The sequence below is a fragment of the Acidimicrobiales bacterium genome, from assembly GCA_030747595.1.
Taxonomy (GTDB): Bacteria; Actinomycetota; Acidimicrobiia; order Acidimicrobiales; family MedAcidi-G1; genus UBA9410.
In genome coordinates this window covers 1-18203 of sequence record JASLKK010000006.1, presented here as the reverse complement: position 1 = coordinate 18203, position 18203 = coordinate 1, and the positions used below count along the sequence as shown (strand labels likewise).

The window sequence follows — 18203 nt, the reverse complement described above, 5'->3', positions numbered from 1 at the left end:
CTGTATTCCCTTCTCATCACGCCGGCAATCGTGCCGGCGGGGCAGGGATGACCGGGGCCGTCAACGGCTCTTCGCGGTCGGGTCCCTGCGACGTCCATTGGTTCATCCTGCACACAGTCCGGGCCACCAACGGCGGATCCACCGCAGTCAGCAACTCTGACGGCCTGAGTGCGCGGGGCTGGGTCCCGAGGTCGGCCGACAGCCGAACCCCGTTCTCCGTGATCCCGGTGACGTCGAGAGCGTGAACATGGGGTCGCAGGTCCTCAATGACCGGCTTCCCCTTGCGTTCGCGTTCGACGACGATCTCGGCGCGGGACAGCACGTCGGCCACCCACGCTTCAGCATCCGCCCGGTCGATGTCATCGACATCCATCGACCACGTGCAGGCCACGACGACCTGTTGCAGCGATTCGCCCTTCTCGATGGGCGCCACGGCCACCACGTCGATCCCGATAGGCAGTGCGGCGCTCAACGTCTCGACCAACTCAGCTCCCAGGGCCACGCCCCGGCCGTCTGCCCAGGCCTCACCGTCGCAGAAACGGTCCTCGACCACTTCCACGTCCAGGAACTCCGCTTCGGACTCGTGGCCTGTCGACAGGGCCAGCCCGAACGACAACTTCTGCCTCGGAGAGAAACCCTGGCTGTAGGCCACGGCAATCCCGGCACGGCGAAAGGCCCGTTCCCAGATCCGGGCGACGTCCCGGTGGCTGGTGAAACGAACCTTCCCCTTCTTGTGGAACCGAATCCGGATGCGCATCACGCACTCCCCACCGGAGCCGGCGCACCCCTATTGGGCTGGCTGGTATCGGGTCGAGCGGTGAGCAGAACCGGCACCTCCCCGCCGCCGACCAGATCCTGCCCGGTTCCCTGGCTTCCACCAGCTGGCGGTACCGCGGAGGCCACCACGTGCTCGATCCCGTAGCCGGTGCAGGCCCCGCAGTCGTAGCACGGCGTCCACCGGCAGTCCTCGAGACCCACGGCCTCCAAGGCATCACGCCAGTCCTGCCACAAGAAGTCCCGGTGGAGGCCCGCCGAAAGGTGGTCCCAGGCAAAGGCCTCGTCCTCGGTTCGGTGGCGGTACACCATCTCTTCGAGGGTCAGGCCCTGCCGTTCGAGGGCATCGGTCCAGAGTTCAAGATTGAAGTGCTCGCTCCACTCCTGGAACACCCCGCCGGATCGCCAGACGTCCTCCACCACGGGGCCAAGACGGCGGTCACCGCGGCTCAGCAGGCCCTCGATGGCCGTGGCCCGCGGATCGTGCCACTTGAGTTGCACTCCCCGGTAGCCCTTGGTGTCGCGCTTAAGTTCATCGCGAAGCACGCCCACCTTCCGACGCAATTCAGTCTCCGTGTTCTGCCCGAACCACTGGAAAGGTGTGAACGGCTTGGGAACGAACCCGCCCACCGACACCGTGACCGACGGGTTCCGGATGTGCTGGCGCCCGACCTCTACGCATCGACGAGCCATGTGGAGGATGCCCAGCGTGTCCTCGTCGGTCTCTGTCGGGAGACCGGTTAGGAAGTAGAGCTTCACCCGGCGCCAGCCCTGCGAGTAGGCCGCCTCGACCGCCGCGTAGAGGTCCTCTTCGCGGATGAGCTTGTTGATGACCTGTCGCATGCGCCAGGAACCCGCCTCAGGGGCAAAGGTCAATCCGGTTCGTCGCGCCTTCTGGATCTCGGCGGCGATACCCACCGTGAAAGCATCAACCCGCAGGCTAGGCAGCGACACCGAGACCTGCCCGCAGGCGTCATCGGCGACCGTTTCAGCCACAACCTGTTCGATGCCGCTGAAGTCAGCAGTAGAAAGCGAGGTGAGGGCCACCTCGTCATACCCCGTTCGCTTCAGGCCCTCCGAGACCATGGTCCGAACCTGGCCGGCAGGCCGCTCGCGGACCGGCCGGGTGATCATGCCGGCCTGGCAGAAGCGGCAACCCCGGGTACAGCCCCGGAACACCTCCACGTTGAGACGGTCATGGACCACCTCGGTCACCGGCACCAGTTGCTTCTTCGGGTACGGCCAATCGGCCAGATCAGCCACCGTTCGCTTCTCGACCACCTCGACGACCTCTGTCGACTCAGGCCTCGGCCGAACGCCTTGAAGGCGCCCATCGGCGAAAGTCGCTTCGTAAAGCGACGGGACGTACACGCCTGCCACCATGCCTAGACGTCTGTGCAGGCCGCCTCGGAGGCCACCACCGGCGGCCTTCCAGGCGGCCACCACCTCGGTGATTTCACCAACCACCTCTTCGCCGTCGCCCAGCACCGCCGCATCTACATAGTCGGCCAGCGGCTCGGGGTTATAGGCGCAGTGGCCGCCCACCAGCACCAACGGGTCGTCGTCGGTGCGATCGGCGGTCCGGACCGGGATGCCAGCCAGATCCACGCACTCCAACACGTTGGTGAACACCAGCTCAGCCGACAAGTTGAAGGCCAGGATGTCGAAGTCGCGTGCCGGTCGGTGCGTATCGACCGAGAACAACGGCAGGCCCTCACGACGTAGCACCTCGGCCAGGTCGGTCCACGGGGCATAGCTACGCTCGGCCACCGCATCGGACCGTTCGTTGAGGATTTCGTACAGGATCTGAAGACCCTGGTTGGGAAGGCCGACTTCGTAGGTGTCCGGGTAGAGCAGGAGCCAAGCCACTGCGTCGGGATGGTGATCGGGGACGGTCATACCGTCCTCGCAGCCGATGTAGCGGGCCGGCTTCTGGACCTCGCCGAGGACACGCTCGAGTTCAGACCAGAGCGAACTCATGATTCACTATCGTACCGATCAGGCGGGCTGGCCCCGCCTTGTGGACTCGGTCCTCCGGCTCAGGACCTGGTGGCGTCGCATGTGCACGCTCTGAACGAGGCCGAGGGCCAGACAGTTTGTCAGCATCGAGGATCCGCCGTAGCTGACCAGAGGGAATGGGATTCCGGTGATGGGCATGATCCCGGTGGACATCCCTACGCTCTGGAACACCTGGAAAGCCAGCATCGAAAACACGCCGGCCGACAACAACAGGCCGAACCGGTCGTCAGCCATCTGCCCTATACGGAGGACCCGGAGGAGCAGTAGTCCGATCAGGCCGAGGAGGAGGGCACCGCCCACGAAACCTGTCTCTTCGGCCACCACGGTGAAAATGAAGTCCGTCTGCTGCTCGGGCACCAGCGCAGAGTTGTTCTGCGTCCCCTTGAAGAGGCCTCGCCCGGTCAATCCCCCGTTGCCAATGGCCACCTCGGCCTGTTCGAGGTTGTAGCTGGCTGCCGTATCGGTCTCATCGTCAACGAACACCAGTAGGCGACGGATCTGGTAGTCCTCCAGCACCTCGGACTGGAGGACGGCGACCACCCCGCTCACTAGCAAGAGGCCCAGAATCAACAGGTGCCGGCCCTTAACTCCGGCCACGAAGACCATGCCCGCCGCGATCGCGCCATAGACCAGAACCGTCCCCAGGTCGGGCTGGAGCACTATCAAACCCACCGGCCCGGCCACCAGAAGCACGGCCACCAGCACCCGGAGACCTGACGGGGTCTCGGTGCGACCCAGCCAGGCGGCAAGCACCACGATGAGTGCCACCTTGCCTAGTTCTGAAGGCTGCAACTGGGTGCTACCGATCTGGAACCACGAACGGGATCCCTTCACCTCGTTGCCCACCGCAAGCACGGCGACCAGCACGCCCAGCGTCACTCCGTAGATCGACCACAACATTCGTTGGAGCCGCCGGTGGCCGAACCAGGCTGCCAGGACCATGGAGCCTGCCCCCAGGCCGACCAGCCGGGCCTGCCGACCCAGGAAGAACGTCTCGGCCGGGCGAAGGTCCGTGGCTGGTCCGCGAGTCGCGGAATAGACCATGACTACACCGATGGCGGCGGTGGCCAACGCGAGCACAGGGAGCACCAGGTCTACGTGACGAAGAACCCGCGGGGTCTCGTAGTCAGGGCGGAGTAGGTCGACCATCAGCCCGAACCTCCACCGGAGCCACCGGTAGTCCCGTCATTATCGAAGACGTCGAGCACGTCCTCGATCAAATCCTCGCAGTCGACCCGGATACCCCGGACCACCACCCTTCCCGACGCATCCAGTACCGGTCCCCCGGCCTCCCCAGACGAGGGGTCGGCCTCCTCCAAGCGGTCAAGCGTGTCGCCAGTTCGCCAACGATGCCAGGCCACACACAACGGGAGGGCCGCTGACCGGGCGTACCGTTCGGCGGCTAGTGGTGCCTGGGGCACTGTGTCCTCCAAAACCTGCTTTAGGACACGGGCCACCAGCGGGGCGGCCACGCTGGATCCGAACCCGGATTCCTCAAGGACGGCCACAATGGTGTGGGTCGGTGCATCGGCCGGCCCAAAGGCGGCAAATACCGACGTGTCGGCCTTGCCTCGCACCTCAGCCGTACCCGTCTTGGCCGCGATCGGGAACTCGTCCAGCGGGAAGTACACGCCGTCGGTGGCCTCCGAGTTGAACGCCCAGTAGGCCGTTCCCTCCTCGTCAGCGGTCACCCCGCTCAAGCCCTCGAGAACGCGGGCACGAAAACCCGGTTTGATGTCCACAGTGGACAACGCCCGGGGTCCGAAGGTCCGCACCGTGGAACCGTCACGACCCACCACTCGGTCGACCACGTTCGGGGCGAAGCGAACCCCTCCGTTGGCGAACGTAGCGAAGGCGTTGGCGAGCTGCAATGGCGTGGCCAAGACCTCTCCCTGGCCAATGGCCGTGATCACGTTGTCGCCGGTCGACCAACCCCACTCGGGGAAGGCCACCGGATTTTCCTCGTGGCGGAGTCGGCGGTTGGTAGGCGTGGGGAGGTAGCCGTCCTGCTCGAACGGGAGCGTGATGCCCGACTCGAGGCCCAGGCCGTACTCGGTCGCCGCGTCCTGAATGGCGGTGTCCGGGTGTCCGGGGTTGGTGTAGATCGATTCACCGATCCGGTAGTAGTAGACGTCGCTGGACACCGTCAGGCTGCGAGTCAGATCCACGCGGTCGTACTGCTTCTCTCCGGCGTTGCGATACCGACAACCGGGCGGTGGATCGGTCGGATCCACATCGCCACAGGCTCGGAGCACGTAGGCGCCGGGGTCGTCCCACGGGTCGTCGGCTCTTGGCACGGCACCCACCCCGAAAACCTCTTCGTGCCAGGCCGCGTGGGCCGTGAACAGCTTGAAGGTGGATCCAGGCGCGTACTCCCCCTGGATGGCCCGGTTGAACATCGGAAGGTCGTTCGCCGGGTCGTTCAGAGCTGTCCACTGTTCGAACGAGAAGCCACCGATCGAGTCGTTGGGGTCATAGGACGGGTAGGAGGCCATGGCCACCACTGATCCGACCATCGGGTCCAGTAGGACCACGGCACCCCCAGGGGCATCGAAGGCAGGTAGGAGGCGGTTCGGATCGTCGGGATCCTGATCGGGTTCACGGCTCCGGGCGAGGTCGATTGATCGCTCTAACTCACGCTCCACGAGATTCTGGATGTCGACGTCAAGCGAGAGGACGATGTCGTCCCCGGGAATCGGCGAAACAAAGAGGTCATCGCGCTCACGCACGATCTCGCCGAGGCGATCCACCTCGACGACTTTGCGGCCGGCCACTCCCCGGAGGTCGTTTTCGAACATCAGCTCCACGCCGGCCTTCCCAATCTGGTCGCGCAGGCGGTACCCCTTTCCCTCTGGCGGCTGACGCTCTCGAAGCTCTAGATCATTGATCGGACCAACCCACCCCAAGACGTGGCTAGCCAGGTCGCCGTAGAGATAGGAACGAACCGTGCTTTCGGTCACGCTGACGCCGGGGAACCGATCGGGCCTCTCACCGAAGAACACCAGGAGTTCACCGTCTACGTCGTGGGCAATGGGCACATCGTCGTATCGGCCGTAGGACGGGTCGTGTAGCGCCCGCTCCACGTCGGAGACCTTCATGAGCTGACCGGACCGGTTGATTTCAACGGCCACCTCGGTCAGCATCGCTCGGGTCTGGTCCTCGTCGAACCCGGCCTCGCCGAGCTCGTGACGGTTCATGGTCAGCACGGTGGTCGTCCGATTTCCCACCATCACCCGACCATCCACGTCGAGAATCCGGCCACGGGGAGCGGGTACCGGAATGACCCTGGTGATATTGCTTCGCGCAGCGGCTACGGCCTCTTCGCTCACCATGACCTGTAGGTACCAGAGCCGGGCCGCAAGGACCGCCAACATCGAGAGGCCGATGATGGCCAGAACTCGCATCCGGTAGCGACTGACCTCGTTCACCTTCCTAACGACCCGTCCGCGGCAGGTCCCTCAGTCAGGGAGATGTCAACTGGAAGGCCGCCGGTAATAGCCCATCGCACGACTCTGCTCGTCGGACCGGCAATCACCAGGGTGGACAGCGCGGCAATGACCGCCGTAGTCATCAGGTCGAACCCACTGACCGGGTGTAGACCAAACAACGCTCCGACACCCGCTGCTGCGGTCACACCCACCATGACCGCGCCAACCAGGCCCGCCATGGTCAACGCCCGGGCCCCCTCGACCAGACGGACCGAGAGGTGGCCGGCCATGGCGGCCATTGGCGCATAGACCAGCGCATGCACCCCGAGTGGCGTGGAACCCACGGAGTCGTGAAGCAGGCCGGCCAGAAAGGCCACGGTGGCGCCCCGCTCCGGGCCTCCGTGGAAGCCGGCCAGCACCGACACCAGTAGGAGGCATTCGACGGATACCCCGTCAAGTCGGATCTCATCGAACAACGTCGCCTGGAGCACGGCTGCGGTCAGGAGCAGAGCTAACACACGGAACCGGCCGGTCATCTCGAGCGCTCCCCCGGGTCCAGCAGTACCGACGGATCAAAGGTCCGCTCCTTGGTCACCAGGAGCACGTTCAGGAAGCTCAGATTCTCGAGAGAGGCCGACGGCTCGACGACGATCTCTCGCTGGAAATCGCTGCCAACGCCCGGATCCAAGACCCGACCGACAGGGATGTCAGCCGGGAACCGGCTGCGCCCGCCGGAGGTCACCACCACCTCACCGGCCCCAACGATTGCGTCGGCCCGTACCCCTGCGTCGATCACCAGGAAGCCCGTCCGTCCTCCTCCATGGGCCAGCCCCTCGTCCTGGGAGCCCACCAGCCGCACACCCACCCGGAACTCCGGATGGGTGATCAACCGAACCGTCGAGCGGGCTCGGTCCACCGATTCCAGGCGTCCCACCAGACCGGCGCCGGTCACCACAGGCATGCCCTCGGCAAGGCCGTCATCAGTCCCCTTGTCGACCTCGATGGTGTGGGTGGCGAAGTTCCCAGGCGGCGTCCCCAGGATCCGGACTACCACCGTGTCGAGGTCGGCAAAGCCGATGTCGACCTCGCCCAGAAGCCGTTCCAGTAGCTCCTCATCCGCTTCTGCCGAAAGGCGCCGGCCCCGCATGCGGGCCAGCTCGGCGGCCAGACGTTCGTTCTCGGCCCTTAGGTCGTCGTAGTTCAAGAGTCCGTTCCAGGCAGAGCGTGCGGGTGACGCCACCCGGTCGCTGACTGTCCGGAGTGGTTCGATTACGTCGCGCACGCCCCGTTGGAATGCACCCAACGGTTCCACCCCCCGGTACTGCAGGGTGAGCAGCGTGAGGGCCGCAGCGATCAGAATCAGCAGGGTGGAACGGGGAACGCCCGTGGGCCGAGGGGCCGCCACGGTCGCCTACTCGGCGTCGTCGCCGAAGATCATGTCCCCGAAGCGCGAGAACTCCTCGAGTACCGCTGTGGCTCCCATGGCCACAGCCCGCAGCGGATCGGGAGCCATCCAGACCGGCATGCCGGTCTCGGCGCGGATCCGGTCGGCCAGTCCGATCAGCAGGGCCCCGCCACCAGCCAAGGTGATGCCTCGGTCCATGATGTCAGCGGCTAGTTCGGGTGGCGTCCGATCTAGGGTGACCTTCACCGTATCGATGATGGCCGACACGGGTTCCTCGAGCGCTTCGCGGATCTCACGGGTGGTGAAGACTGCCGCTTCGGGCAGCCCGGAACGGAGGCCTCGTCCGCTGACCTCGGCTCGGATCTCCTGAGTCAGGGGGTGGGCTGACCCGAGGCGGATCTTGATGTTCTCCGCGGTTCGGTCTCCGACATCGACGCCCTTTTCCTTCTTGAGGAACTGCTTGACAGCGTCGTCCATCTCATCGCCACCTACCCGGGTGGACTGGGCAGCCACCACACCACCTAGGGAGATCACGGCCACCTCGGTGGTACCGCCACCTATGTCGACGATCATCGAACCGGTGGGCTCGGCAACCGGTAGGCCAACTCCGATGGCGGCCGCCATGGGTTCCTCGATGATGTAGGCGGGGGGGCGGGCTCCCGCATACTCGGCTGCCTCCTGGACAGCTCTTCGCTCCACGCCGGTAACCCCTGACGGGACACAGATCACCATTCGCGGCTTGGCCCACTTGCGACTGTGGACCTGCTGTATGAAGTAGCGGAGCATCTTCTCGCAGACCTCGAAGTCGGCGATGACGCCGTCCTTGAGGGGGCGCACGGCGCGGATGTGATCGGGCGTCCGGCCGATCATTCGCTTGGCTTCGTCGCCGACGGCCAGAAGGGTTCCGTCCAGCGCGTTGACGGCCACTACCGATGGCTCGTCGAGCACGATGCCCTCTCCCCGCACCGAGACCAGCGTGTTGGCCGTGCCGAGGTCAACTGCGATGTCTCGGGAGCCGAGAACCGGCCGTCTGGCCGATCGATCTTGGGTAGCGGCCATTGCCCGGTGGGCTCCGTATGTCGTCGGGTCGGTCAAACCGGGCACGGGTAGACCGCGTACGGTTCAGATCCGGAGCGAGAGGCTCCGGCATTACCGGGAACGTAACGCGTCCGTCAACTAAATGCCACTCTCCGCGTACACGCGACCACTGACCGCGGGCATTCGTTCCCTCTGGAAGAAGGTAGCGCTATGAGCGGCCTAGAGGCCGGGGAAGAATATGCCGATCTCGCGCTCAGCCGATTCGTTGGCATCCGACCCGTGAACCAGATTCTCGGTCATCACGAGGCCAAAATCGCCTCTGATGGTGCCCGGCGCCGCATCGCGGGGATTGGTCGCCCCCATCATCGAGCGGACCACGGCGAAAGTGTCCTCGGGCCCTTCAACGACCAGCACCATGGCCGGCGATCGGGACATGAAGGCCACCAGGTCGTTGTAGAAGCCCTTTCCCACATGTTCTTCGTAGTGGCGAGCCAACGTGTCGGCGTCCAGTAGGCGGAGTTCGGCTGCCGCAACGGTCAGACCCCGTCGTTCGAAGCGGCCGATGATCTCCCCGACCAGGCCGCGTTCCACGGCGTCGGGCTTGCAGATGACGAGGGTTCGGTTCATGGCGAGGAGGCTACGGGCCATCCATGCCGGCGAGAGCCTCGCGAGCCGAGGACAACACATAGAACGAACCGGTCACTACCACCACGTCGGCCTCGTCAGCGACCGAGACGGCGAGTCGCACGGCATCGACGGCATCGGGGACCACTTCGACGTCCATCCGACGCTCACGGGCCAGCGTCGCCAGATCAGCGGCCCGCACCGCTCGTGGAGACGGAGCGGTGCACACCACCACCAGGTCGGGAGCCAGGGCCACCAGTTCGTCGAACATCTCGTGCGGATCTCTTGGTCCGAGGCAACCCACGACCATGATCCGTCGAGCCGCCGGGAAAACCTCGGGGACTGCGACGGCCAACGCCCGAATGGCCTCCGGATTGTGGGCACCATCGAGCACCACCAATGGTTCGGCGCAGGCCACTTCGAGTCGGCCTGGGACCCGAACCGAAGCGAGACCCTCGGCCACCACGTCATCGGCGAGCGACGCATCGAGGAAGGCCTCAGCGGCCGTGAGGGCCACCACGACGTTGTCCGCCTGATGATCCCCGTGCAGCGGAAGGAACACCTCGCTCTGTTCGCCACCCGGGGTCCAGAAGTCGATTAGCTGTCCCCCGACGGCCCGTTCGGTAGAGCGGACACCGAAGTCCACCCCCCGTGCCAACACCGGTTCGGGAGCCTCGGCGATGAAGACTTCACGCAGTTCGATCGACGTCTCCCCAAGGACGAGGGGCCGTCCAGCCCGGATAATCCCGGCCTTCTCCGATGCCACGTCCCGACGCCAATCGCCCGACCCGTCGGTGTGGTCCCGTCCAATGTTGGTCACCACCGAGACGTCAGAATCGATCACGTTGGTGGCGTCGTAGCGGCCCAGCAGACCAACCTCGACCACCGCCACTGCCACTGCCTCATTGCTGAACCACAGCAGGGCCGCAGCGGTGAGCAACTCGAAGTACGACGGCCGTTCCGGCGCTGCCTCGGCGTACCGCTCTAGGTCGGCCACCAGTTCGGCGAACGCCTCCTCGGTGATCCACTCGCCATCCATGGTGAGGCGTTCACGGACCGTGTCGACATGCGGGCTGGAATAACCACCCACTCGGAGACCGGCAGCGACCAGCAACGACGACACCATGGCCGAGACCGAACCCTTGCCGTTGGTGCCCGTCACATGCACCGTCCTGACGTCCAATTGTGGCCGTCCCATCACGTCGGTCAGGCCCCGCATGGCATCCAGGCTCAGGCCGTGGATACGTCCGGCGGCCGCCTCGAGGTTGACGTGGCGATCGAGGAAACGCAACGCACTTGGTAGGTCATGGACGTTGTCGTCCGTCATAAATCTGGTCCGGGGCGGGTCAGGATGCGGCGCGGTCGGGCCGGACGTCCTCGCGCTGCAGCACCGTTGGCGCTGAGTCACCCTTCACCGAGGCGAGGTCAACTACCACACGGCCGGCTTCCTCGTCGCCCGGCAACTCGTACATCACGTCGAGGAGGACCTCCTCGATGATGGCCCGCAGACCACGAGCGCCGGTGCCCCGCTCCAGTGCCTGCTCGGCAATGGCCACCAGGGCGTCCTCGGCCACCTCAAGCTCGATGTCCTCGAACTCGAACAGGCGCTGGTACTGCTTGATCAACGCATTCCGGGGCTCCACGAGAATCTTGACCAACGCCTCGATCTCCAACTGGGCCACCGTGCCCACCACCGGGAGACGTCCTATGAACTCCGGGATGAGGCCGAACTTGATGAGATCCTCTGGTCGGACATCCGAGAAGAGCGCACCCACGTCCTTGTCTGACGGCGAACGGACGTCGGCACCGAAGCCCACCCCCGCACCACCCTGACGGGATTCGATCAACTTCTCGAGTCCGGCGAACGCCCCACCACAGATGAACAGGATGTTCGTGGTATCGATCTGCAGGAACTCCTGGTGGGGATGCTTGCGTCCGCCCTGTGGTGGAACGGCCGCCGAGGTGCCCTCGAGGATCTTCAACAATGCCTGTTGGACGCCTTCGCCGGAGACATCACGGGTGATCGACGGGTTCTCGCTCTTACGAGCGACCTTGTCGATCTCATCGATGTAGATAATCCCGGTCTCAGCCTTCTTGATGTCGTAGTCGGCGGCCTGAATCAGCTTCAAGAGGATGTTCTCTACGTCCTCGCCGACGTAGCCGGCCTCAGTCAGCGCCGTGGCGTCGGCAATGGCGAAGGGGACGTTGAGCATGCGGGCCAGGGTCTGGGCCATCAACGTCTTGCCACTACCGGTTGGACCGATCAGCAGGATGTTGGACTTCGCTAGTTCCACGGTCTCGCCGGTAACCGGCGAGGCAGCAGCCGTCCGCACCCGTTTGTAGTGGTTGTACACGGCAACCGAGAGGATCTTCTTGGCCCGTTCCTGGCCCACGATGTAATCGTCCAGGAACGAGTAGATCTCTCGGGGACGGGGGACCTCGCCAGTCGGGGTCTCAGTGGGCTCGGAGAGCTCCTCTTCGATGATCTCGTTGCAGAGATCAATGCACTCGTCGCAGATGTAGACGCCGGGGCCGGCGATCAGCTTCTTGACCTGTTTCTGCGTCTTCCCGCAGAACGAACACTTGAGGAGCTCGCCCTCACCGAACTTCGCCATGACCCCCCGATCGAATCCTCATACCGATGTCCCGAACCGTCCGACCTACTGGACCGCGACGATGGGGCCGCTGTTGTCAGGCAGGTTCCGCTGGTCGATGACCTCGTCGATGATGCCGTAGGCCACGGCCTCCTCGGCGGTCATGACGAAGTCGCGGTCAGTGTCGGCGTGGATCTTCTCCGCGTTCTGACCAGTGTGCTGGGCCAAGATCTGCTCTAACTGGTTCTTCAGCCGCTGGATCTCCCGGGAGGCCAGTTCGATGTCGGACACCTGACCCTGGGCCCCGGCGTACGGCTGGTGGATGAGCACTCGCGAGTGCGGCAACGCCAGACGTTTGCCCGGCGTTCCTGCGGCCAGCAGTACGGCGGCCGCCGAAGCGGCCTGACCGAAGCAGATAGTGGTGATGTCCGGCTTGATGTACTGCATCGTGTCGTAGATGGCGAACAGCGCGTTGATGTCGCCGCCCGGTGAATTGATGTAGAGGCTGATGTCCCGGTCGGAGTTTTCCGACTCCAGATGCAACAACTGGGCGCAGATCAGGTTGGCGATCGTGTCGTCGATCGGCGTGCCGATGAAGACAATGTTCTCCTTGAGTAGGCGCGAATAGAGGTCGAATGCCCGCTCGCCCCGGTTGGTCTGCTCGACCACCGTGGGAACCAGATAGTTCTGCACCCGCATCGCCGCGAGGCCGCCTACACCAGGCACGCCGTCGCTGGAGATCTGGATCGCTTCGGTCATTTCGCTCATTCTTCCTCGTCCCCGTCCGGGGTCGGATCACTAGTTTCCCCCACCTCGTCATCGGCGGCGGGGATGGCCATCTCGGGTTCGTCAACGGGCTCGGGCGGCTCCAGGAGCGCTCGATCCACCTCGTTGCCCTCTTCGTCCACGATTGAGGCGCGCTCGAACACCCATTCCAGCGCCGCCTGCTTTCGGATGTCGGCCTTGACTTCGAGCATTCGACCCGAGGACGTCAGGGCCTTTCGGATGCCGTCGACATCGCCTCCGGTCTGCTCAGCGAGAAGTTGAAGGTACTCGTCGAGGGCCTCCCCTTCGCCGCTGAGACTCTCGGCATCGGCCACCGCCCGTAGGCCGAGGTCGACACGGGCGGCAATCTCGGCACCTTCCCGCAGTTCGTCGCGCATGGTCGCCAGGTCGCGCCCCATGGCTTCCATGTAAGTAGCGAAGTCGATGCCCTGGGAGCTCATCCTCATGGCCATGTCGTTGATCCGACCGTCGATCTCGCTCTCCACGAGGGTGGGCGGGATCTCCATATCGATGAGGTCGGCGAGCGCCTGGGCAGTCCGGTCGCGGGCCGTCATTCCGGCCTGGCCGCGACGCATCGTGGTGATCCGGTCCCGAAGGTCGGCCGTCAACTCTTCGATGGTCTCAAACTCGGAGGCCTCGGCGGCAAAGGCATCGTCGGCGTCGGGTAGCACTCGGGTCTGAACGGCCTTGACTTCAATGCGGAACGACAGCGTGGCGTCGTCCTCCTCGGGATGGTCGGCGTCGAACTCGAGGGCGTCGCCCGCCGATGCGCCCCGCAGGTTCTCGTCAATCTCAGGTACCACCGCACCGGCGCCCACCTCGTAGAGGTAATCCGAGGTAGTCAGACCCTCGACGACCTCGTCGTCGACCGACCCTTCGATATCGATGGTGACCTGATCTCCATCATCGGCCGGTCGGTCGGTGTCGGCCAGGGTGGCGTGCTGTCGCCGGATGGCGTCGAGTTGCTCGGTGACGTCGTCATCGGATGCCTCTATGGCCTGGATCTCGACGCGCAACGAACCATGACCGGCCACCGCAGCCCGGGGGCGCACCGGCACGACGGCGTCGAAGGTCAGCGGGCCGTCCTCGGCACCGCCGGTGATCTCAATTTCGGGCTGATCAATGGCATCGACTTCGTTCTCAGCGAGCGCTCGTCCGTAGTAGTCGGGAAGCGCCTGCTGGAGAGCTTCCTGACGGCCGGCGGCCACCCCGATACGAGCCTCCAGAAGTTTCCGGGGCGCCTTCCCGGGCCGGAAACCCGGAAGGCGGATCTCCTTGGCGATGCGTTTGAAGGCGGCGTCAACGGCTACGTCGAACTCGGTCTCGTCGACGGCGACGGTCAGTTTGACGCGGTCCCCGTCCAGGGTTTCGAGGGTGGTGTCCACAGTCTCGGGAGTGTACCGGCGGCCCCCTGACGGCCACCCGGCGAAATGGCCCCCTGATAGGGCTCGAAACCGTCAGGCAAGACTGTCTAGGACCACGGCAATGTCATCGACCGTAGTCAGCGGGTTGACGATGCAGATCCGCAGTGCCGGCTCGCCATCCACCTGTGTCGGGACCACGAAGGCGGTTCCCTCCTCCATGAGCTGAGCGGACCAGGCGTCATAGTCCATCTGTTCCCAGCCGGTCCTCCTGAATGCCAGCACCGAGAGGACCGGATCCAGTATCAGGTCCAGGTGGGGAGCAGCAGCCACCAACTCGGCTCCCGCACGGGTTACCTCCAGCGTCCGTTCGACGGCTTCGGAGTACGCCTTGGTGCCATGGACCGCCAGCGAGAACCAGAACGGGAGGCCCCGGGCCCGCCGGGTCAGAAAATGTCCGTAGTCGGTGGGATTCCACTCCGAGTCCGAGTTGATTGGATCTAGATAGCTGGCGTGCTGGGTGTGGGCCAGTCGGGCCACCTCAGGTTGACGGTAGACCAGTGCACAGCAGTCGAAGGGGGCGAAGAGCCACTTGTGGGGGTCGACCACCACGGAGTCGCATCGGCCGATTCCAGCGAAATGGGGGCGAGCCGAATCGGCGGCCAGCGCCGCACCCCCGTAGGCCGCGTCCACATGGAACCAGGCTTCGTGCTCCGCAGCGGCCTCGGCCACCTCGTCGAGCGCGTCGACCACGCCCAGGTTGGTGGTACCGGCCGTGGCAACCACGGCAAACACCTCGGTGTCCTCCGGCCTTGCCGCTATGGCAGCGCGCACCGCATCTCCCCGGAGGCGACGGTCGTCGTCGGTGGCCGCCAGTAGGACGTCAACGTCCATGACCCTCGCGGCTGAGTCGATCGAGGAGTGGGCACCGTCGGAGGCCACAACCGACCACCTGGCCGGGCGACCCGACCCGGTCGCCTCTCGGCGACGCATCGCCTGGTCACGGCCCGCTATGAGTGCCGACAGGTTTCCCATGGTCCCCCCGGAGGCGAAGCAGCCTCCGGCGTCCTCCGGAAGACCCACCAGGTCGGCGACCCATCGGAGGGCCTGGTTCTCGGCGTACACGGTGCCTGCCGCCTCCAACCAAGAGGCGGCGCACATCGCAGATGCCCCGACAACCAGGTCGAACAGGACCGAGGCATTCGTGGGAGCGCCCGGGACGAAGGACAGGAACCGAGGATGATCGCTCGACAGGCAGGCCGGTGCCAGGTGGTCGGCAAAGGCTGTGAGTACCGTCTCCCCTCCGAGGCCCTCCTCGGTGATGGTCTGCCCGACCGCCTCCCAGAGTTCCTGATGGGATCGAGGACCGTCCAGGGGCGGGTCCGTCCTCACCCGATCGAGGGAATAGTGGAAGATGGCCGAGGCCAAGTCTTCGGTCGACTCGTCGAACTTGTGCATTTCCACCCCGGACGACCATGGCCTCCCGTCTCCGGTCGGCTTGGTCATCGGATGGTGAACGGGTTGGCCATCGGTTCGGTGGACGTGTTGATCCAGACCGTCTTGGTGGTCGTGAACTCGTGGATGGCATCCATGCCGGCCTCGCGTCCTGAACCACTGTTGCCGAACCCGCCGAACGGGGCGATAGGAGAGACGGCCCGGTAGGTGTTGACCCAGATGATGCCGGACCGGATGGCCTTCGATACCCGGTGCACCCGTGACACATCAGGGGTGAAGATGCCTGCTCCTAGACCAAACTCTGTGTCGTTGGCCATGGCTACCGCTTCGTCCTCGGTGTCGAACCGGAGAACCGACATGACAGGACCGAATAGCTCGACTCGGGTGCTACGGATGTTCTGGTCGGGGCAGCTCAAGACCGTGGGGCGGTAATACCAACCGGCGTCCAGCCCTTCGGGGCGGCAGCCGCCTGTGTGCAGCGTCGCCCCCTGGGCGGTCGACTCGGCCACTACGTCTTCGATCCGGTCCCTTTGGGCCACGGTGGCCAGCGGTCCCATCTGTGTCTCGTCAGCGTGCGGGTCACCGATGCGGATCTGCTCGGCGCGTCGGACGACCTCGGCCACGAATTCGTCGTGGATCCCCGACTGCACAAACACCCGGGAGCCGGCCACACAACTCTGTCCGGATGCTCCGAAGTTGCCGGCCACCGCTCCGTTGACAGCGCTCTCGAAGTCGGCGTCGTCGAACACGAGGATCGGAGACTTTCCACCGAGCTCCAAGGTCACCGGCGCCAGGTTGTGGACGGTGTTGGCCACCACGTGGCGGGCCGTCTCGACTCCACCGGTGAACGCCACCTTGTCGACCATCGGATGGCTGGTCAGCGCACGCCCGCACGGCTCACCGAAGCCGGTGATGAGGTTCACTACGCCGGGCGGGAAGCCCACCTCGTCGATCACCCGGGCGAACGCCAGCAGCGGTGCCGGAGCGATCTCCGAAGCCTTGATGACGACCGTGTTCCCTGCAGCCAGCGCTGGTCCGACCTTGGTGGCCGTCAGGAACATCTCGGCGTTCCACGGTACGACGGCGGCCACCACGCCCACCGGTTCCCTCATCGTGAACACGTGGAGGTCGGGCTTGTCGATGGGAAGGGTGTCGCCCTGGATCTTGTCGGCCAGACCGGCGAAGTACCGGTAGTAGTCGGCTACGTATGCCGACTGGGCCCTCGTCTCGGCGGCCAGCTTTCCGCTGTCGGTGGTCTCAATGCCGCCCAGATAATGAGCCGCTTCGGCCATCAGGTCAGCCAGGCGGTACAGCAGGCGTCCCCGCTGGGTGGCCGTCATGGCCGGCCAGTCGCCCTCGGTCAGGGCACGCTTTGCGGCGCGCACGGCACGGTCCACGTCGTATTCAGTGGCGCCTGGAGCCGTGGCCCACACCTCTCCGGTGGCCGGGTTCACCGAGTCGAAGCGGTTGCCGTCCGAGGCCTCACAGAACTCGCCATCGATGTAGAGCTGGTACTCGTTCATTGGTGTATCCCCCCGGAGGGTGGTCAGGGTTGGTTAGGGCGGTCGAGGAACTCGAGGAGAGCGGCCGACCAACTTTCGGGTGCTTCGATCGGCGGGAGGTGACCGAGGCCGGAAAGTACCCGCGATTGGCCGTCGATGACGGCCAATGCGATGGCCCGACTCATGGCCGGGGTGGACCCCGTGTCCCGTTCGCCGGTCAGAGCCAGCGTCGGTGCGGTGATACGAGCTGCTCCCGCTGGCATCGCAGGATCACCCTCCACGAACAGCCCGTAGGCCTTCAGGTAACCGTCGAGGTCGGTGGTCCGGATCCGCTCGTCGACCGCGGCCGCCCGCTCAGGATGCTCAACCTGCCAGTCGATGGTGAACCACCGTGCAATGGCCAAATCGGCCACCGGACCCATGCCCTCAGCCGCCGTGAGAGCAAGCCTGGCTCGCGGGCCCTCGATCTGGTCAGCGGTCCTGTTGAACACGGCGTTCATGGCAACCAATCGACCGATGGCCTGGGGGTGACGGGCCCCGACGGCTAGGGCCACCATGGCACCTAGGGACAATCCGGCGAGATCGGGTGTCCTCCCGGCCGTGTCCTCGATGGTGGTGGCTGCCAGGACGCCGAGGCACTGACTGACGAAGTCGTCAATCGAACGTGGTCCGGGCGGATCGTCCGAATGCCCGTGTCCGAAGAGGTCGTAGCGGATGACCAGTCGGTCAACGGCTAGTACATCGACCACGAGATCCCACAGGTGGAGGTCCAGCCCCACGCCGTGCACGAGAACAAGTGGCGGGTAGACGGCCCCGGCAGTGCCCGTCGGCCCGTCCGACCGGAGGTTGGTGCCGTCGAAGCCATGATTCACAACTGGCTGACCTGGCGGGTTTTCACCGCCCCGGCGTAACCAACGCCGACGCTGGGACAGGACATAGAAGTGGAGAACACACAGACCACAGCAGCCATCTACCTACGGAAGTCATCAGTCGACGAGCGTAGTGGCGACAAGAGAAGCATCTTCGGGCAGGAACACGAGTGCCTCGTCGCAACGGAGCGGGAGGGGCCCACCATTGTCAAGGCTTCGAGGTTCGAGAGCGGTAGGGCATCAGCGGTCTTGGTGGCGAGAACCTCGACAGGTGCCGGGTAGTGGTCGAACCGGAAGGATCTTCCGCTGGTCGTAGTCCGACCGGTCACCCCTCGGTCAACCCCATCT

At 65.1% G+C, this 18203-nt stretch carries 15 protein-coding genes; all 15 read right to left on the bottom strand.

Annotated elements, in window-relative coordinates; genetic code table 11:
* Positions 1–16 precede the first annotated feature (16 nt).
* Complete coding sequence (locus QF777_06090) at positions 17–757, bottom strand: TIGR03936 family radical SAM-associated protein (GenBank protein ID MDP6911120.1); 741 nt, start codon at positions 755–757, stop codon at positions 17–19.
* Positions 757–2754, bottom strand: coding sequence for a TIGR03960 family B12-binding radical SAM protein (locus QF777_06085; GenBank protein MDP6911119.1), 1998 nt, complete (start codon positions 2752–2754; stop codon positions 757–759). The genes QF777_06090 and QF777_06085 overlap by 1 nt, the downstream gene beginning before the upstream one ends.
* An 18-nt stretch (positions 2755–2772) precedes the next feature.
* A complete protein-coding gene (rodA, locus tag QF777_06080) occupies positions 2773–3942 on the bottom strand; it encodes a rod shape-determining protein RodA (protein MDP6911118.1) in 1170 nt (389 codons plus the stop codon).
* Positions 3942–6221 carry a penicillin-binding transpeptidase domain-containing protein gene (locus QF777_06075; GenBank protein ID MDP6911117.1) on the bottom strand — a complete coding sequence of 760 codons (2280 nt, stop codon included), beginning with the start codon at positions 6219–6221 and terminating at the stop codon, positions 3942–3944. The genes rodA and QF777_06075 overlap by 1 nt, the downstream gene beginning before the upstream one ends.
* Positions 6218–6757, bottom strand: coding sequence for a rod shape-determining protein MreD (gene mreD / locus QF777_06070; GenBank protein ID MDP6911116.1), 540 nt, complete (start codon positions 6755–6757; stop codon positions 6218–6220). Before mreD ends, QF777_06075 begins: the two co-directional genes overlap by 4 nt.
* Complete coding sequence (gene mreC, locus QF777_06065) at positions 6754–7626, bottom strand: rod shape-determining protein MreC (GenBank protein MDP6911115.1); 873 nt, start codon at positions 7624–7626, stop codon at positions 6754–6756. Before mreC ends, mreD begins: the two co-directional genes overlap by 4 nt.
* A 6-nt stretch (positions 7627–7632) precedes the next feature.
* Positions 7633–8685 (bottom strand): rod shape-determining protein, encoded by a 1053-nt coding sequence (locus tag QF777_06060; protein ID MDP6911114.1) that lies wholly within the window; start codon positions 8683–8685, stop codon positions 7633–7635.
* A 198-nt stretch (positions 8686–8883) separates the two neighbouring features.
* A complete protein-coding gene (gene ndk, locus QF777_06055; protein MDP6911113.1) occupies positions 8884–9291 on the bottom strand; it encodes a nucleoside-diphosphate kinase in 408 nt (135 codons plus the stop codon).
* 10 nt (positions 9292–9301) lie between these two features.
* The gene (locus QF777_06050; protein ID MDP6911112.1) at positions 9302–10615 is read right to left on the bottom strand and encodes a cyanophycin synthetase; all 1314 of its coding nucleotides are present in this window, start codon (positions 10613–10615) and stop codon (positions 9302–9304) included.
* 19 nt (positions 10616–10634) lie between these two features.
* Complete coding sequence (clpX, locus tag QF777_06045) at positions 10635–11903, bottom strand: ATP-dependent Clp protease ATP-binding subunit ClpX (protein MDP6911111.1); 1269 nt, start codon at positions 11901–11903, stop codon at positions 10635–10637.
* 45 nt (positions 11904–11948) lie between these two features.
* Positions 11949–12581 carry an ATP-dependent Clp protease proteolytic subunit gene (locus QF777_06040; protein MDP6911110.1) on the bottom strand — a complete coding sequence of 211 codons (633 nt, stop codon included), beginning with the start codon at positions 12579–12581 and terminating at the stop codon, positions 11949–11951.
* 65 nt (positions 12582–12646) lie between these two features.
* Complete coding sequence (gene tig / locus QF777_06035; protein MDP6911109.1) at positions 12647–14053, bottom strand: trigger factor; 1407 nt, start codon at positions 14051–14053, stop codon at positions 12647–12649.
* A gap of 72 nt (positions 14054–14125) precedes the next feature.
* Positions 14126–15487, bottom strand: coding sequence for an aminotransferase class V-fold PLP-dependent enzyme (locus QF777_06030; protein ID MDP6911108.1), 1362 nt, complete (start codon positions 15485–15487; stop codon positions 14126–14128).
* A 44-nt stretch (positions 15488–15531) separates the two neighbouring features.
* Positions 15532–17007 (bottom strand): aldehyde dehydrogenase, encoded by a 1476-nt coding sequence (locus QF777_06025; GenBank protein MDP6911107.1) that lies wholly within the window; start codon positions 17005–17007, stop codon positions 15532–15534.
* A 23-nt stretch (positions 17008–17030) separates the two neighbouring features.
* Positions 17031–17858, bottom strand: a complete 828-nt coding sequence (locus QF777_06020) for an alpha/beta fold hydrolase (protein ID MDP6911106.1) — start codon at positions 17856–17858, stop codon at positions 17031–17033.
* Positions 17859–18203 lie beyond the last annotated feature (345 nt).

Excerpts from the sequence above, each read along its gene's own strand:
- QF777_06050 (MDP6911112.1), bottom strand. The coding sequence starts at position 10,615 with ATGACGGACGACAACGTCCATGACCTACCAAGTGCGTTGCGTTTCCTC.
- QF777_06090 (MDP6911120.1), bottom strand. The coding sequence starts at position 757 with ATGCGCATCCGGATTCGGTTCCACAAGAAGGGGAAGGTTCGTTTCACC.
- QF777_06040 (MDP6911110.1), bottom strand. The coding sequence starts at position 12,581 with ATGCGGGTGCAGAACTATCTGGTTCCCACGGTGGTCGAGCAGACCAAC.
- QF777_06060 (MDP6911114.1), bottom strand. The coding sequence starts at position 8,685 with ATGGCCGCTACCCAAGATCGATCGGCCAGACGGCCGGTTCTCGGCTCC.
- QF777_06030 (MDP6911108.1), bottom strand. The coding sequence starts at position 15,487 with ATGCACAAGTTCGACGAGTCGACCGAAGACTTGGCCTCGGCCATCTTC.
- rodA (MDP6911118.1), bottom strand. The coding sequence starts at position 3,942 with ATGGTCGACCTACTCCGCCCTGACTACGAGACCCCGCGGGTTCTTCGT.
- QF777_06085 (MDP6911119.1), bottom strand. The coding sequence starts at position 2,754 with ATGAGTTCGCTCTGGTCTGAACTCGAGCGTGTCCTCGGCGAGGTCCAG.
- clpX (MDP6911111.1), bottom strand. The coding sequence starts at position 11,903 with ATGGCGAAGTTCGGTGAGGGCGAGCTCCTCAAGTGTTCGTTCTGCGGG.
- ndk (MDP6911113.1), bottom strand. The coding sequence starts at position 9,291 with ATGAACCGAACCCTCGTCATCTGCAAGCCCGACGCCGTGGAACGCGGC.
- mreD (MDP6911116.1), bottom strand. The coding sequence starts at position 6,757 with ATGACCGGCCGGTTCCGTGTGTTAGCTCTGCTCCTGACCGCAGCCGTG.
- QF777_06025 (MDP6911107.1), bottom strand. The coding sequence starts at position 17,007 with ATGAACGAGTACCAGCTCTACATCGATGGCGAGTTCTGTGAGGCCTCG.